The 16,094-nt window shown below is 58.5% G+C and carries 17 protein-coding genes; 3 read left to right on the forward strand and 14 right to left on the reverse strand.

Annotated elements, in window-relative coordinates; all coding sequences use genetic code 11:
- Positions 1 to 2: 2 nt before the first annotated feature.
- From rplO to rplN, 10 genes are read right to left on the reverse strand one after another with little or no spacing between them, the layout of a single operon-like run.
- On the reverse strand, positions 3 to 434 hold the full coding sequence (gene rplO / locus RQP54_RS03655; RefSeq protein WP_315676805.1) for a 50S ribosomal protein L15: 432 nt from the start codon (positions 432 to 434) through the stop codon (positions 3 to 5).
- Between the two features lie 11 nt (positions 435 to 445).
- A complete protein-coding gene (gene rpmD, locus RQP54_RS03660; RefSeq protein WP_315676806.1) occupies positions 446 to 628 on the reverse strand; it encodes a 50S ribosomal protein L30 in 183 nt (60 codons plus the stop codon).
- Positions 629 to 642: 14 nt separating this feature from the next.
- The gene (gene rpsE, locus RQP54_RS03665) at positions 643 to 1,167 is read right to left on the reverse strand and encodes a 30S ribosomal protein S5 (RefSeq protein ID WP_315676807.1); all 525 of its coding nucleotides are present in this window, start codon (positions 1,165 to 1,167) and stop codon (positions 643 to 645) included.
- Positions 1,168 to 1,184: 17 nt separating this feature from the next.
- Positions 1,185 to 1,550 carry a 50S ribosomal protein L18 gene (rplR, locus tag RQP54_RS03670; protein ID WP_315676808.1) on the reverse strand — a complete coding sequence of 122 codons (366 nt, stop codon included), beginning with the start codon at positions 1,548 to 1,550 and terminating at the stop codon, positions 1,185 to 1,187.
- Positions 1,551 to 1,561: 11 nt separating this feature from the next.
- Positions 1,562 to 2,095 carry a 50S ribosomal protein L6 gene (gene rplF, locus RQP54_RS03675; RefSeq protein WP_315676809.1) on the reverse strand — a complete coding sequence of 178 codons (534 nt, stop codon included), beginning with the start codon at positions 2,093 to 2,095 and terminating at the stop codon, positions 1,562 to 1,564.
- A 19-nt stretch (positions 2,096 to 2,114) separates the two neighbouring features.
- Entirely contained in the window at positions 2,115 to 2,510 is a 396-nt protein-coding gene (gene rpsH / locus RQP54_RS03680) for a 30S ribosomal protein S8 (protein WP_315676810.1), read from the reverse strand.
- A gap of 17 nt (positions 2,511 to 2,527) precedes the next feature.
- A complete protein-coding gene (gene rpsN, locus RQP54_RS03685) occupies positions 2,528 to 2,833 on the reverse strand; it encodes a 30S ribosomal protein S14 (RefSeq protein WP_315676811.1) in 306 nt (101 codons plus the stop codon).
- A gap of 8 nt (positions 2,834 to 2,841) precedes the next feature.
- The gene (rplE, locus tag RQP54_RS03690) at positions 2,842 to 3,381 is read right to left on the reverse strand and encodes a 50S ribosomal protein L5 (protein WP_315676812.1); all 540 of its coding nucleotides are present in this window, start codon (positions 3,379 to 3,381) and stop codon (positions 2,842 to 2,844) included.
- 2 nt (positions 3,382 to 3,383) lie between these two features.
- Positions 3,384 to 3,704 carry a 50S ribosomal protein L24 gene (gene rplX, locus RQP54_RS03695; RefSeq protein WP_315676813.1) on the reverse strand — a complete coding sequence of 107 codons (321 nt, stop codon included), beginning with the start codon at positions 3,702 to 3,704 and terminating at the stop codon, positions 3,384 to 3,386.
- Positions 3,705 to 3,713: 9 nt separating this feature from the next.
- A complete protein-coding gene (gene rplN, locus RQP54_RS03700) occupies positions 3,714 to 4,082 on the reverse strand; it encodes a 50S ribosomal protein L14 (RefSeq protein ID WP_315676814.1) in 369 nt (122 codons plus the stop codon).
- A 305-nt stretch (positions 4,083 to 4,387) separates the two neighbouring features.
- Here rplN and proC point away from each other — a divergent pair, with 305 nt between their 5' ends.
- Entirely contained in the window at positions 4,388 to 5,200 is an 813-nt protein-coding gene (gene proC, locus RQP54_RS03705; RefSeq protein WP_315676815.1) for a pyrroline-5-carboxylate reductase, read from the forward strand.
- Positions 5,201 to 5,245: 45 nt separating this feature from the next.
- Here the strand turns inward: proC and RQP54_RS03710 are convergent, their stop codons facing one another.
- The 3 genes from RQP54_RS03710 to RQP54_RS03720 form a co-directional block, all read right to left on the reverse strand.
- A complete protein-coding gene (locus RQP54_RS03710) occupies positions 5,246 to 6,169 on the reverse strand; it encodes a LysR family transcriptional regulator (protein WP_315677744.1) in 924 nt (307 codons plus the stop codon).
- A 141-nt stretch (positions 6,170 to 6,310) separates the two neighbouring features.
- Positions 6,311 to 7,495, reverse strand: a complete 1,185-nt coding sequence (locus tag RQP54_RS03715; RefSeq protein ID WP_315676816.1) for a CaiB/BaiF CoA-transferase family protein — start codon at positions 7,493 to 7,495, stop codon at positions 6,311 to 6,313.
- Between the two features lie 19 nt (positions 7,496 to 7,514).
- The gene (locus RQP54_RS03720) at positions 7,515 to 8,498 is read right to left on the reverse strand and encodes a GIY-YIG nuclease family protein (RefSeq protein WP_315676817.1); all 984 of its coding nucleotides are present in this window, start codon (positions 8,496 to 8,498) and stop codon (positions 7,515 to 7,517) included.
- A gap of 251 nt (positions 8,499 to 8,749) precedes the next feature.
- On the opposite strand from RQP54_RS03720, the gene RQP54_RS03725 reads away from it, so the two are divergent.
- Together RQP54_RS03725 and RQP54_RS03730 are read left to right on the forward strand one after the other, a co-directional pair.
- The gene (locus RQP54_RS03725) at positions 8,750 to 9,511 is read left to right on the forward strand and encodes a haloacid dehalogenase type II (RefSeq protein WP_315676818.1); all 762 of its coding nucleotides are present in this window, start codon (positions 8,750 to 8,752) and stop codon (positions 9,509 to 9,511) included.
- Positions 9,512 to 9,539: 28 nt separating this feature from the next.
- Positions 9,540 to 11,747 carry a malate synthase G gene (locus RQP54_RS03730; RefSeq protein WP_315676819.1) on the forward strand — a complete coding sequence of 736 codons (2,208 nt, stop codon included), beginning with the start codon at positions 9,540 to 9,542 and terminating at the stop codon, positions 11,745 to 11,747.
- 137 nt (positions 11,748 to 11,884) lie between these two features.
- On the opposite strand, the gene RQP54_RS03735 is transcribed toward RQP54_RS03730, so the two are convergent.
- Positions 11,885 to 16,072, reverse strand: a complete 4,188-nt coding sequence (locus RQP54_RS03735) for a hypothetical protein (protein WP_315676820.1) — start codon at positions 16,070 to 16,072, stop codon at positions 11,885 to 11,887.
- Positions 16,073 to 16,094 lie beyond the last annotated feature (22 nt).

The raw sequence follows: 16,094 nt of genomic DNA on the forward strand, positions 1-16,094 counted from the left end.
ATTCAGGCCAGCGAACCGCCAGCGGCTTCGATCGCTGCCTTGGCAGCAGCGGTAGCACCGATACCGGTCAGCTTGACAGCCTTGGTCAGCGCGCCAGTGTTGATCACCTTCACGACCTTGGCGATCTCACCAACCGCACCAGCCGACTTCAGCGCCAGCAGATCGACTTCGGCCAGACCCAGGGCTTCCAGGGTCGACAGGGTGATCTCGGCGTTGAACTTCAGGGACTGGGACTTGAAGCCGCGCTTGGGCAGACGGCGATGCATGGGCATCTGACCGCCTTCGAAGCCTACCTTGTGGTAGCCACCGGCACGGGACTTCTGGCCTTTGTGACCGCGACCGGCGGTCTTACCCAGACCAGAGCCGATACCGCGACCGACGCGACGCTTGGCGTGCTTGGCACCTGCAGCGGGTTTGATGTCATTGAGTTCCATCATTACACCTTTTACAGAACCTTCACCAGATAGGCGATTTTGTTGATCATGCCGCGCACTGCAGGAGTGTCCTGCAGTTCGCTAACGCTGTTGAGCTTGCGCAGGCCCAGGCCGCGGACGGTCGCGCGGTGCGACACCTTGCAACCGATGGGGCTGCGGACCAGCTGAATCTTCACAGTTTGTTGTGTAGTCATACTGAAGCCGCCTCTCAGGCAAAAATTTCTTCCACCGACTTGCCGCGCTTGGCGGCCACGTCTGCGGGAGTGGTGCAGGCAGACAGAGCGTCCAGCGTTGCACGAACCATGTTGTAGGGGTTGGACGATCCGTGGCTCTTGGCCACGATGTCGGTGATACCCACCACTTCGAAAACAGCGCGCATCGGGCCGCCGGCGATGATGCCGGTACCCTTGGGGGCCGGGCTCATCATCACGCTGGCTGCACCGTGGTGACCGTGCACCTGGTGGTGGATCGTTCCACCCTTGAGGGACACCTTCATCAGGTTGCGGCGAGCCTCTTCCATGGCCTTCTGCACGGCTACGGGAACTTCCTTGGACTTGCCCTTGCCCATGCCGATGCGACCATCACCATCGCCAACCACGGTCAGTGCGGCGAAGCCCATGATACGGCCACCCTTCACCACCTTGGTCACGCGATTGATCGCGATCATCTTCTCGCGCAGACCGTCTTCGGGACCTTCTGCCTTGCCTTGCATTTTTGCTTGTACTTTAGACATGTTTTCTTCCGATCCGCTTAGAACTGCAGGCCTGCTTCACGCGCGGCATCTGCCAGCGCCTTGACGCGTCCGTGGTAGGCAAAGCCAGCACGGTCAAAAGCCACTTTCTCAACACCGGCGGCCTTGGCCTTTTCAGCCACGCGCTTGCCGATGATCTGGGCGGCATTCACATTGCCACCCTTGCCGGTAGCACCCAAGGCCTTGCGGACTTCGGCTTCGGCGGTAGAAGCAGATGCCAACACCTTGGAGCCGTCGCCAGAAATGACGGAAGCGTAGATGTGCAGATTGGTGCGGTTGACCGTCAAACGTGCGACGCCTTGCTGGGCAATGCGGATACGGGTTTGACGAGCCCTGCGCAGACGCTGTTCTTTCTTGTTCAACATCGTGCAGTTCCTTACTTCTTCTTGGTTTCTTTGATCGTGATCTTTTCATCCGCATAACGGATGCCCTTGCCCTTGTAGGGCTCGGGAGGACGCACGGCGCGGATTTCGGCAGCGATCTGACCCACACGCTGGCGGTCCGCACCCTTGATCACGATTTCGGTCGGGGTCGGGGTAGCCACGGTGATGCCAGCAGGCATGTCGATGTTCACAGGGTGGGAGTAACCCACAGCCAGGTTCAGCTTGGCGCCAGAAGCCTGGGCCTTGTAACCCACGCCCACCAGGGTCAGCTTACGCTCGAAACCCTTGGTAACGCCAAGCACCATGTTGTTCACCAACTGGCGAACGGTGCCGGTCATGGCATCGGCTTCGCGAGAATCATTGGCGGGCGTGAAGCTGAGCTTGCCAGCTTCGTTGGACACCTTCACCAGGGCGTTCTGCGCAACTTGCAGAGAACCACCAGCGCCCTTGACGGCGATCTGGTCGTCCTTGATGGCGACATCCACACCTGCGGGGATGACGACGGGGAGTTTACCTACACGGGACATTCTTGATTACTCCTGTGTATTAAGCGACGTAGCACAGCACTTCGCCGCCGACACCGGCTGCACGTGCTTTGCGATCGGTCATCACGCCCTTGGGGGTAGTCACAATGGCCACACCCAAACCGTTTTGCACCTGGGGAATCGCGTCGCTACCACGGTAGACACGCAGACCAGGGCGGCTCACGCGCTCAATGCGCTCGATCACCGGGCGGCCAGCGTAGTACTTCAGGGAAATTTCCAGATCCGACTTGCCGTCGGCATTGGAAACCTTGAAGCCATCGATATAGCCTTCGTCTTTGAGAACCTGGACGATGGCAACCTTCACCTTGGAAGCAGGCACCGTCACGGAAGTCTTGGCCACCATCTGCGCATTGCGGATGCGCGTCAACAGGTCGGCGATTGGATCACTCATGCTCATATTGAATCTCCTGCCGCTTACCAGCTGGCCTTGGTTACGCCGGGAATCTCACCAGCGAAAGCCATTTCACGAATCTTCATGCGCCCCAGACCGAAGTGCTGGAACGTACCACGGGGGCGACCGGTGATTTCGCAACGGTTACGCTGACGACCGGGGTTGGCATTGCGGGGCAGCTTTTGCAGACCCAGACGCGCAGCAGCGCGCTCTTCGTCGCTACGCTTGGCATCGCCAGCAATCGCCTTCAACTCAGCGTACTTGGCGGCGTACTTGGCAGCCAGTTTCTCACGCTTCAGTTCACGTTGGATTAAAGCCATTTTTGCCACAGTTGACCTCAATTCTTGAAGGGGAAACGGAAGCCAGCGAGCAGCGCCTTGCACTCTTCGTCGGTCTTGGCCGTTGTGGTGATGCTGATATTCAGACCACGCAAGGCATCCACCTTGTCGTACTCGATCTCAGGGAAAATGATCTGTTCTTTGACGCCGATGTTGTAGTTGCCACGACCGTCGAAAGCGCGACCGGAGATACCACGGAAGTCACGCACGCGGGGCAGAGCCACGGTAACGAAACGATCCAGGAATTCGTACATCTGAACGCCACGCAGGGTCACCATGCAACCGATGGCTTGCTGTTCGCGGATCTTGAAACCAGCGATAGCCTTCTTGGCCAGGGTCACGACGGGCTTTTGACCAGCAATCTTGGTCAGGTCGGACACAGCGTGCTCCATGACCTTCTTGTCAGCCACAGCTTCGCTCACACCCATATTCAGGGTGATTTTGGTGATGCGAGGCACTTCCATCACCGACTTATAGCCAAACTTGGCCATCAGGTCGGCTACGATTTTCTCGCGATAGACTTGTTGGAAACGTGCCATGCTCATGCCACCTTGATTTCTTCGCCGCTGGACTTGTAAACGCGAACGCGCTTGCCGTCAGCCTGCACCTTGATACCAACACGGTCAGCCTTGCCGGTAGCCGCATTGAAAATGGCTACGTTGGACTGATGGATCGGCATGGCTTTTTCCACGATGCCGCCGGTTGTGCCCTTCATGGGGTTCGGCTTGGTGTGCTTCTTCACCAGGTTGATACCCTCGATTACGACGTGGGAGTCATCAGCACGCAAGGACACCTTGCCGCGCTTGCCCTTATCGCGACCAGCGATCACGATAACTTCGTCACCTGTACGAATTTTGTTCATGGCGAGTCCTTACAAAACTTCAGGGGCCAGGGACACGATCTTCATGAACTTCTCGGTACGCAGTTCACGCGTCACCGGTCCAAAGATGCGGGTGCCGATAGGCTCCAACTTGGCATTGAGCAGCACAGCTGCATTGCCGTCGAACTTGACCAAAGAACCGTCGCCACGGCGAATGCCCTTGGCAGTACGAACCACCACAGCACTGTAGACGTCGCCTTTTTTGACGCGGCTACGGGGGGCAGCTTCTTTGATGCTAACTTTGATGATGTCGCCCACGGTAGCGTAGCGACGCTTGGACCCACCGAGCACCTTGATGCACAGCACGGACTTTGCGCCGGTATTGTCGGCAACTTCCAGTCGAGATTCAGTTTGGATCATTTCAATATTCCCAACTTGCACCAGGCCGTCACCACATCGGTCACAACACCCAGTCAGTCTTGGGCCCGCTGTCCGCACTACAAACCACTTGCAGCACTTCCACGTGGGCAGAAACCTCGCGCTTTTCACGCGAAGCCCTCAAGTATGCAACACTTCAAAGAGCAGGTCAACACCTTTTTGCACGATATTTCGCTTGGCGGGTGCTGATTTGTGGCTTGTGCGCCGCAAATTCCGCAGGAAATGCTCCCCAACACCGGTGAAAATCGCCGCTGAGCTCCTTTGTCCCTTTTTACGCATACATATATATGGCACGACGCATTGCATTCATTGGTGGCGGCAACATGGCCAGCGCCATCATCGGTGGCCTGCTGCAGCAAGGATTCCCTGTGGTCCACATGGACGTGGTGGAACCATGGGCTGATGCCCGCGCACGCCTGGACCGCGACTTCCAGCTGACCGCCCATGCGCAAGCCGACGCCTTTCTGGCCGAAGCCGACATGATCGTCTGGGCCGTGAAGCCCCAGATGTTCAAGGAAGCCGCCGCCGCGGTCGCTGGGTTCAACAGCCGGGCAGTCCACCTGTCGGTGATGGCCGGCATCCCCAGCGACAGCATCGCGCGTGCCACGGGCAACGAGCGCGTGATCCGCACCATGCCCAACACGCCCGCTCTCATCGGCAAGGGCATGACGGCCCTGTTCGCCCGCTCCGCCGTCACCGAGGCCGACCGGCAGTGGGCCACGGAGATTCTGGCCAGCACCGGGGCCACGCTGTGGCTGTCGGATGAAGCGCAACTGGACGCCGTGACCGCCCTGTCCGGTTCCGGCCCGGCCTACATGTTCTTCTTCATGGAGGCCATGACCGAGACAGGCGTGAGGATGGGACTGCCGCGCGAGCAGGCCTACCAACTGGCTGTTGCCACCTTCATAGGCGCTGGCGAGTTGGCGCGAGCATCCACCGAGCCGCCCGAGGTGCTGCGTCAGCGCGTCACTTCCAAGGGCGGCACCACCTATGCCGCCATCACTTCGATGGAAGCCAGCGGCGTCAAGGATGCCTTTGTGCAGGCCATGCTGGCGGCGCAGAAGCGTGCGCAGGAGCTTGGCCAGGAGTTTGGTTCCTGAGCGATTTCAGGCACCAGCCCGCATGGGGATTGCGTAGGCCGCTACTCAGGTGATAGCGCCTTGCCAGAACCCTGGCATGCTGTAGTGGTGCTTGAGGTAGTCGATCCACAGCCGCACGCGCAGCGCCAGGTGCTTGCGCTGCGGGAACACGGCATAGATGCCGTTGGGCGGCGCAGCGTAGTCTTCCAGCACCGCCACCAGGCGCCCGGCTGCAATTTCCGACTCCACCTCCCAGGTACTGCGCCAGGCCAGGCCGTAGCCGGCCAGGCACCAATCGTGCAGCACCTGTCCGTCGGAGCAGTCCAGCGGGCCGGAGGGCTTGATGTAGTGCACGGTGGTGCTGCCCGGCGTTTCGCGAAAGGCCCAGCCGCGGGTCTGGGAGGCGTCACTCGATAGCGTGAGACAGTCGAAACGCGCTAGGTCTCCGGGTGCGCGCGGGGTGCCGTGGCGCGCCAGGTAGTCGGGCGTGGCCACGCACAGGCGGCGGTTGTCGGCCAGGCGCACGCTCACCAGGGACGAATCCGGCATATCGCCCACGCGCACGGCGCAATCGAAGCCCTCCCCGGCGATGTCCACGATGCGGTCGGACATGTTGAGCGAGATGGTGACTTCGGGGTGCTGGGCATGGAAACGCGGCACCAGCGGGGCCACGTGGCGCCGCCCGAAGCCCGCGGGGGCCGTGATGCGCAGGTGCCCGCTGGCCTTGACGCCACCGGCGCTGATGCTGGCCTCGGCGTTGGACACATCGGCCAGGATGCGCTGACAATGCTCCAGAAAGGCACTGCCCTCGTGCGTGAGCGTGAGCTTGCGGGTGGTACGCAGCAGCAGCTTCACGCCCAAGCGCTCTTCCAGTGCATCGAGCCGACGGCCCATGATGGCGGGGGCCACGCCTTCTGCCTGGGCGGCGGCGGTGAGGCTGCCACGCGTAGCCACCGAGACGAAGCTTTCTAGCTGCTTGAGCTTGTCCATCTCATTCTGTGCCGGGTTGGGTGGCCATACGTTTTGCTCCATGTCCCCCGCCCGCTGTGCGGGCTCCTCCTTTACCTACGCAAAACGCATGGCCACCCAGCCCTTTAGCCCTCGTTAAACATGTGTAGTCAGCTACATTGTTCATAGCACTACACCATCCGCATGCAACTGCGCCACCTCGCCTTCGCTGTAGCCCAATGAACGCAGCAGCGCGTCGGTGTGCTCGCCCAGCTTGGGGGGATTCAGGCGCAGGCCCAGACGCTCACCACCCAATTTCAGCGGCAGCAGCGGTACCTTGGTGGCACGGCCATCGGGCAGTTCCATGGGGGCCAAGCCACCCGTGGCGTTGAGGTGCGGGTCGTCGAACAGGTATTGCGGATCGGTGATGGGGGCAAAGGGCAGGCCGTGCTGCTCGAACACGGCCGAGAGTTCGGCTGAGGTGTGGGCCGCCAAGCGCGCGCGCAGCAGCGGGATCAGCCACTCGCGCGCCAGCACCCGTCCATTGTTCGCGGCAATGCGCTCGTCGGCTGCCAGGTCGGCATACCCAAAGGCCTCGCAGAAGGTCTTCCACTGCCCGTCGCCCACCACAGCCAAGAAGATCTGCTCGCCATTCTTCACCTTGAACACGTCGTAGATCCCCCAGGGCGAAATGCGCTCGGGCATGGGCGCGGCGGCCTTGCCGGTGACGGCAAACTGCAGCATGTGCTGGGCCACCAGAAAGATGTTGTTCTCGAACAGTGCGCTCTGCACCTCCTGGCCCTGGCCGGTCTGTGCGCGTTGCATCAGCGCCGCCAGCGCACCCACGGCGCCGAACACACCGCCCATGATGTCGTTGACGCTACTCCCCGCACGCAGCGGGTCACCGGGGCGCCCGGTCATGTAGGCCAGGCCACCCATCATCTGCACCACTTCGTCGAGCGCCGTGCGGTGGTCGTAGGGGCCGGGCAGGAAGCCCTTGTGGCTGACGTAGATGAGGCGCGGGTCCAGCTTGGACAGCGTGGCGTAGTCCAGACCCAGCTTCTGCATGGTCTCCGTCTTGAAGTTCTCACTGACCACGTCAGCGGTGGCGATGAGCTTGAGCACCACCTCGCGGCCTTGGGCACTCTTCATGTCCACCGCAATGCTCTTCTTGTTGCGGTTGAACAGCGGGTAGAAACCGGCACCACTGCCCAAGAGCTTGCGCGTGTTGTCGCCCGTGAGCGGCTCGACCTTGATGACCTCGGCCCCCAGGTCGCCCAGCACCATGCCGCAGGTCGGGCCCATGACCATGTGGGTGAACTCGACGACGCGGATGCCAGATAGAGGGAGTGTTGATTGCTGTGTCATTTAATGGTCTGCAAATGCACTAAGGTGTACTCGATCCGCTCGTCTCTGCAGAGGGAAAAGAGCAAAACGCCGTTCGGCTCAAAACAAGTCCCGCATTGGCATCAGCTACTCTTGCAAGTAAACGATCCGCCGCAATCGACGTCATTTTTGACAGCTTCTTCGCTTCCAATTTATCCGCGAGGATCAATTCAATAACGGTGTACTTGGTCAGCACATCGATATCCTCATGCCAGCTATCCGGAATTTCGGGAATGGAGAGCAGTAGGTCTCTAGTCTGCTGATTGAATGGAACGCCATGGTGAACGAACGCATCAACCAGGCAACTTGGCTCTTCTGCAAACTCAAGAAAATAGAAGTCGTTTGAGCTTTGCATTGTTGGAATGAAATGCTGAGGACAGCTACGTACAGCCAGCATGCGGATGTCTTTCAGTTCTTCATAGCCTACATCTACTTCACTTTTCCCATGCAGCACCAAAATGTTTTCAAGCCACCCAACAACTCGTTCTCTCTGTAATGCACCACTTATCCAGCTGTTGAATCGATCGGCGACTTCTTTTCGTAGGTTCGCGAGCAGAGCTTCCTTTTGCACCAAATTGTCTGAATGCACTTCCGCACTCGACACTCTTGCATCGGAGGTCTTAGTCTCATAAAGCGCTCTATTTGGCCGCACTGGAAAGGACTCAATTCCAGAACACTGAAGAACATCCCGGTTTTTCTCCAGAAACGACTTTACGTCCTCTAAAACCGAAACATCAAACCATTCCGTATATCCGTCCCCACCGTGAGCGCGTGGGGTATTTGCCTTCTCATACAAAGCATGAAGCAATTTTTCCAATCGCTTGGCGAGCCGGACATTGCGTAGCTGCACGCACCATGAGTTTTCCAAATCAAAATCATCAGGCAGCTGTCTTTCTCGAACCCAAAGATCAATCGCTCTTCCGATCTTAAAAACAGGTTCTTTCGCATCCAGCAGAAGATAGAGATACGCTTTTTGTTGTTCCATGTGTCCTCCACGATCTCTATACGTCGTGACCATTGACTCAATACGCCCAGCATCCATCTTTGCCAAGACATCTTCATCCTCTGCCCAGCAAGGACTAACCGTCGAATGCGACGTCCCGAAGTGGCAAAGGGCGAACGGCTTCAGGAATCTGGACTGACTCTAACGGGCGCATCAATTACCTCTATTTTTGTCACAAATAAATTCAATATTACCGAATTAATCGACCGCCAAGTATCCAATACAGTAGCGCCATGTCCAAAACCCCGGCCACAGCCACGTCCAAAGCGAAAGCAGGCGCAGCCAGCACCCCGCAGGCGGTGCTGTTCGACGCCTATGGCACGCTGTTCGATGTGTACAGCGTCGCGCTGCTGGCCGAGCAGCTGTTCCCGGGCCAAGGCCAGGCCCTGAGCCTGCTGTGGCGCGACAAGCAGATCGAATACACCCGGCTGGTGACCACCTGCAATGATGGCGCGCATTACCGCCCGTTCTGGGAATTGACCCGCGCCGCGCTCACGTTCGCTATCAAGAAGTTAGCACCCCACGCAGATTCCACGGGGGCTAGAGCCGAATTTGATGCCAAGGTGGAGCAGCTCATGAACCAGTACCGGTCCCTGAGCGCCTTTCCCGAAAACCGCGAGGTACTGCAGACCCTTCAGGCCCAGGGCGTGCCCACCGGCATCTTGAGCAATGGCGATGTGGCCATGCTCACGCTGGCGCTCAAGAGCAGCGGCCTGCACCCTTTTGTGGACCACATCATCAGCGTGGACGCGGTGAAGAAATACAAGACCCACCCGGCGGCCTACGCCCTGGGTGAAAGCACGCTGGGCTTGCCCGCAAGCCAGATCCTGTTTGTGAGCAGCAATGGCTGGGACGCGCTGGGCGCGACCTGGCACGGCTACCAGACGCTGTGGGTGAACCGCAGCAACCAGCCCTTCGAGGAGCTGGGCACGCAACCCACGCGCATTGGCACCAGCCTGCGCGACGTGCTCGGCTTCTTTCCCGTTTCCCCTTGAATCCCTGTTTCTTAGAAAGGCACTTTTCATGACCGAACGTACCGCCATCCACCGCCTGCAGGTGGCCAAGCAACTGCACAGCTTCATCGAAGAGAAAGTGCTGCCCGGCACTGGCGTGTCCTCCGAGACCTTCTGGAAGGGCTTTGACGCCATCGTGGCCGACCTGGCCCCCAAGAACATCGCCCTGCTGGCCGAGCGTGACCGGCTACAGACCGAGATTGACGCCTGGCACAAGGCCAACCCCGGCCCCATCGCCGACATGCCCGCCTACAAGGCCTTCCTGGAAAAGATCGGCTACCTGGTGCCCAACCCGGGCAAGGTGAAGGTCACCACGGCCAACGTGGACGCCGAACTGGCCAAGCAGGCCGGCCCGCAGCTGGTGGTGCCCATTCTGAACGCCCGCTACGCGCTCAACGCCGCCAACGCGCGCTGGGGCTCGCTGTACGACGCGCTGTACGGCACCGACGTCATCTCCGAAGAGAAGGGCTGCGAGAAGGTGGGCCCCAAGGGCTACAACCCCAAGCGTGGCAAGAAGGTCATCGAATACGCACGCCACGTGCTGGACCGCACCGCGCCGCTGAAGAAGGGTTCGCACGTGGGCTCCACCGGCTACGCCGTCAAGGGTGGCGACCTGGTCGTCACGCTGAAGGACGGCAGCACCTCCAAGCTGGCAGACAAGGACCAGTTCGTGGGCTACACCGGTGACGCCAAGGCCCCCAGCAGCGTGCTGCTGCAGCACAACGGCCTGCACCTGGACATCATCATCAACCGCGCCACGCCCATCGGCAAGAGCGACGCGGCTGGCGTGGCCGACCTGGTGGTGGAAGCTGCGCTGTCCACCATCCTGGACCTGGAAGACTCCGTGGCGGCCGTGGACGCCGAGGACAAGGTGCTGGGCTACAGCAACTGGCTGGGCATCCTGCAGGGCACGCTGACCGAGTCGTTCGAGAAGGGTGGCAAGACCCTGACCCGCGGCCTGAATGGTGACCGCATCTACAAGAGCGCCGACGGCAAGAAGGAAGTCAAGCTGCACGGCCGCAGCCTCATGTTCGTGCGCAACGTGGGCCACCTGATGACCAACCCGGCCATCCTGTACACCGCCGCCGACGGCTCCACCAAAGAGATTCCCGAAGGCATCATGGACGCCATGGTGACCACCACCATCGCGCTGCATGACTTGAAGCGCAGCAAGAAGGACGCGATCCGCAACTCGCGCAAGGGCTCGGTCTACATCGTCAAGCCCAAGATGCACGGCCCGGCCGAAGTCGCCTTTGCGGCCGAGCTGTTCAGCCGCGTGGAAAAGGTGCTGGGCCTGGCCGACAGCACCGTCAAGCTGGGCATCATGGACGAAGAGCGCCGCACTTCGGTGAACCTGAAGGCCTGTATTGCCGCCGCCTCCAGCCGCGTGGCCTTCATCAACACCGGCTTCCTGGACCGCACCGGCGACGAGATGCACACCAGCATGCTGGCCGGCCCCATGCTGCGCAAGGGCGACATGAAGACCAGCGCCTGGATCCAAGCTTATGAGCGCCACAACGTGCTGGTGGGCCTGGACTGCGGCCTGCGCGGCAAGGCGCAGATCGGCAAGGGCATGTGGGCCATGCCCGACCTGATGGCCGAGATGATGAAGCAGAAGATCGGCCACCCCAAGGCCGGTGCCAACACCGCCTGGGTGCCCAGCCCCACCGGCGCCACCCTGCACGCCCTGCACTACCACCAGGTGCTGGTCTCCAGCATCCAGAAGGACCTGGAAAAGACCAAGTACGCCAAGGTGCGTGAAGAGCTGCTCAATGGCCTGCTGACCATCCCCGTGACCGCCACCCCGAACTGGAGCGACGCCGAAAAGCAGGCCGAACTCGACAACAACGCCCAGGGCATTCTGGGCTACGTGGTGCGCTGGGTGGACCAGGGCGTGGGCTGCTCCAAGGTGCCCGACATCAACGACATCGGCCTGATGGAAGACCGCGCCACGCTGCGCATCAGCAGCCAGCACATGGCCAACTGGCTGCACCACGGCGTGGTGACCAAGGCCCAGGTCGAAGAGACCTTCAAACGCATGGCCGCCAAGGTGGACAAGCAAAACGCCGGTGACAAGGCCTACACCCCCATGGTGGGCAACGAAAAGGGCGCCGCCTACCAAGCCGCCTGCGACCTGGTGTTCAAGGGCCTGGCACAACCCAGCGGCTACACCGAGCCGTTGCTGCACGCTTGGCGCTTGAAGGTGAAGGCCCGTTAAGGCTCTTCATCGCTGCGCAGTCGCTACTGTTTTGCTAGCTGCCTGCGCAATAAATACGCGGGCTATAGACCAATTTGGCATGTAAACTCCAAACCAACGGCACCTGTAGGTGCCGTTTTTACTCCAAGGGCCGTTCGTTACTCCTCCGCAGGCTGTTTGTGTCCAACCGTATGTCCCCCGGAAATGCGACCTTCGCTCTCCAATACGTAGACAGCGCATTGGTGCGCCAATCCACCAACGTGCTTAGACCCATTCCATGCGGACTTTTCGGAAAGTACCGCCCAAACCAGAACAAGGCCACGTGCGGTCAGGTATTTTTCTAGCACCACCTCATCAATCAATAGCACTGGGCCAGACCGTCCACATGCTTTGATAACGCAGCGCCCGGATTGGTCAAATATTTCCATGAACCCTGTCTCAGTCAACCTTGGTGCAGTGAGCGGTTTTCCAAACATCTGCCCCAAATCGCGGTGCAAGGATGGGGCAGGCAACATGACACTCCTGTCATCGTCTGAGATTTCGCAGACTGGCAGATAAAACCCTTTGCCACTGCTTCCCCGAAACCACGTGTGGTTGTCGAGACAGTATTCATCCACTTCTTGAAATGAAGGATGCCAGGGGTATTCCGACACCCAGCATTGAGTAGCTTTCGGGACATCACACCCGTCCCCATAGAAATTATTGGATTGCAGCCTCTTCAACCGGCTGGACAGCTCTCCCCTTGGAACTAAAAACGCTCGCACGTCAATCCACTGTGACATTTGAGCCGATGTGAATCGTTCCACGCCAAAGCCCAAGTCCTCATCAAAATTCAAATGGGTGTGCAATACGACACAGCGCTGTTGCCCATCTTCAACCCGTAGATACGATTCGAAAGACATGAACGCAGATTGGACCCAGCTTCGTTTCTCCTCCACCGAATTCAAGGTTGCTGGAACGGGCGACTCGAAAACCCACCATGAAGACACACCGTCAGCCGACCTATCTCGCTTCTCTCCCACTCCGAATGCCAACTCCGGGTGATAGTTCCTTTCGTGCAGTTCCCATGCGCCACGAAGCGGCCGTGCAGACCCATTCCACTCACGAAAAAGCAACGAGTCAGACAAATTCCCAAGGTACTCGTACAACCCTATCCACTGGTACTTCTTGGAGATGCGTTCGATGCGCTTTTCATGGCCCATCCGACTCGAATAGCCCAAACTTCGTTCGAATTCGGAAAACCGCGCAGGTGTCCAGCCCAACTCAATGATGCGCTGCCAGATGTACCGCCGAGCAAAACGCGCATCGTGCTCTTCTCCGCCGCGTCCCATGCCTTTGGTCTCTGGCTCCGCGCGTTCATCATCCTGAAAGTGATGGACTGCGGAACCCATGACGTATCGACCAAAGTCACCATACCACCCCATTTCCTCGGGGCGCAGCGAATGCGCAATGGAACCGAACGCGGGGTCTTTGTCATACACATCAACCTGCGCCTCCGTCCACACAGTAGGTTTTGGCTTCTGAGGCCACCGCTCAAGCATTTCCAAATGCTCCCTTGGCAATAACCCGGTTTCGCAAGCATGCCTCACAACAAACGCCGCGTATTCGCGCTGCAAGATATGCGGAGGTATCTCGTCCACCTGCCAGAAGCGGGCCAATACAAATTCGGCAATCGGCTTCGCATTTAGTTCATTCAAATAGGGAAGCACGCCGCACATTGCGGCGAGCAGTCTCTCCTTCACATAAGGATCGTTCACCAGCCAAAAACCGTCTAACAACCGTATGCTTACATCCGCAGCTTGCGGGCAGGCGACCAACACTCGAATCGCTACGTCCGTCGCACGATCTCGCAATGCGCGATTGGACGAGCTGGTCAGCCACAACAATACTTGGGCAGCTAGCCGCACTTGCTCGTCTGAGGCTTTGCCTGTGGCGGCATCCGCCCAATATAGGAACGGCCCAACCACTCCATCAGTTTGATCGTCGGGGTCTTCTTTGGCCAAAGGAACCGTCCACTTTTGCTCTCGGACGGGCAAGCTCAGCTGACTCAAATACCTGTGCAGACGGTCAGCGTTCAGCGGATGTCCGGGAATGCATGCGAACTGGAACAGGCGCTCCCATACCTGGTGAAAATCGTCCGCTTGCTTGGCCCATAAAGAAAAGAGGTGGGGAATTCTTTGATCCTCGGGCGGCAACGCACGCCAGGGCAAGGCACCCAACCATGCATCCCACAGAATTCGTTTGGCGTTTTTTCGCGCCCATTCATCGCGAATAACGCCACCAATCGGCGACTCGACCAACTCCACCCCAACGGCATCGGGTAACAGCAGCGCGTAGGCAGTCAGTTCAGACTCCGCCTCCCAACCCAAGCCATCGCCCACCATATGGCTTGGCAAAATGACGTGCTGCCAATGGGCCAACCAATTCTGCTTGGACGTGATGTATTGCAATGCAATTTGAGCAATGCGAACGTCACTGAACCGCTCGTATTGCAGTCGGACAAACGTCTCACCCTGGGTTTCAACCTCCTGCAAAAGTCCTTCTGAATTTAGATTCCGGTAAAGAGAACGTGACGCCTGTTGCTCGGGGAAATGCTTCAGACAAATTCGTTCCGCGTCATCAGCAGCTATGCGCTTGGACTCCGACTGCGCCAGCGCCTGAACGATTTCATCAATCGCTCTCTGCGTAGATCTTCTTGAGCAATCCAGCTTCTGCTCAATGGTTTCCGCGACACGGCCTTCCCACGCCGCCAATACGTCAACAAATGTCAGGGCACTCAATGGCAGTGCTCTACCCCGAAAAGCCTCACACAACGTCTTCAAAAACACGGGGTTGCGAAACTCAGGATTTGCCGTCGGGTACTGGTGGCTTCTGACGTGATAGCCATCAAAGTACGCCTGAACCGCCTCATGGAATCGAAGGTCAAATCCGTGATGCCGTATCGTGTTGTCCTCGTTCAAGAGGTCTGGCGGCAATGATGATTCAAGGCAATCCGAACGACAGGACACGAGCAGGCGAACACCCGGGTACTCCGCAATCAGTGTCGTGAACTGAAGTAGCTCGCGCCGCCACAAGCCGCGAATTGGGGACTCGTTAATGGCATCTACCATCAAGATTGATGCTTGCCCCGTAATGGTTGCATGGGTGGACAGGCATGCGAGCAAATCCCGCATTGACCAGCTCCAGTTAACCAAATCAGGGATCTGCTCGGCCAAGGTCGCATTGGACGCAAAACGTTCGCCCACCAAAAGTAGACACGCCCGCCCCTCAGCCAATAGTTTGGTGGCGAGATCGGCCAGAAGGTGGCTCTTGCCGGTTCCTGCATCGCCAGTCAGTATCCACGCATGTTGGTCCTCCGCCAAAAATCGTCTACCCACACGATCCATTAGTTCCGTTGCTTCAGCTAATGCGGAATCTAGTTCTACGCTACGACGGAGTTTCCAATAAGCATCTGAATCTGTCCTTTCCCCTGGGAAAAGCCCATCGACAGATTGCTCGGCTCGCTCGCACAGCAAGTTCAAAGCTACGACCAACTCTTTGGCTTGTTTGACAAGATCACCTTCACGCATCTCTCGCGTCATTGCGTCAAACGCAGCTTGCAACTCTGTGAAGTCAACCGTTGCGCCTAGTCTTGCTACCTCATGTGTTAGCTTCCGCAGCACAGTCCGCCAAGCGCATACCAACTCGGAGCATTGGTTTCGGTGGGTAGTCACCGCTCTAGGAGACGCTGTCAAAAATTCAAGTCGCTCTTCGGCAGAAGTGAGCTGATGAAGGCCTGGGGTATAGCGATCATGCAACTGCTTGATGGCCGTTTTGGTTTGGGTTGCAACCCAGTCATTAGAAAAATCTGGGCAGGAAAACCAGTAGGTTCTCAAATGGCTGGCCTCCGGCTTCAGGAGGTGATTGAGCAATTCGGACAAGCCCACCCACTCGACCGCCACCGTCGAATCCAACGTTTGCCATTCACCCACAAGTGCGGTCCATTTTTTGATTTCGCCCGGTGTTCTATTTAGTGGCACACACACCAAATACCGCACAACTTCTGGATGCTTACTGAGCACCGTTCTAACGGACTTGTCAATCTGTCGCCGTTGGACATCTGACAGGCTGGTGACATATTTGCACTGCAAACCCACGTCCAGGCCCGACACGGTTTTAGCAATCGCCTCAACACCACCGTCCCCTCCCCGACCATCAACGCGAACAGCGCTGACCAATGGTTCCCCTACCAACAACGGCAATAGCTGGAAGCACAGTTCCTCAAACCCTTGACTTTGTTTTCCGTCCAAAGTCCGGATATCCGAGAAACGAATATCCGGCTGGCTGCTAGTGCTCTTCCCAGTCATCTCTTTCCCTCCACTGAATGTG

Source organism: Curvibacter sp. APW13, assembly GCF_032337135.1.
Taxonomy (GTDB): Bacteria; Pseudomonadota; Gammaproteobacteria; order Burkholderiales; family Burkholderiaceae_C; genus Allorhodoferax.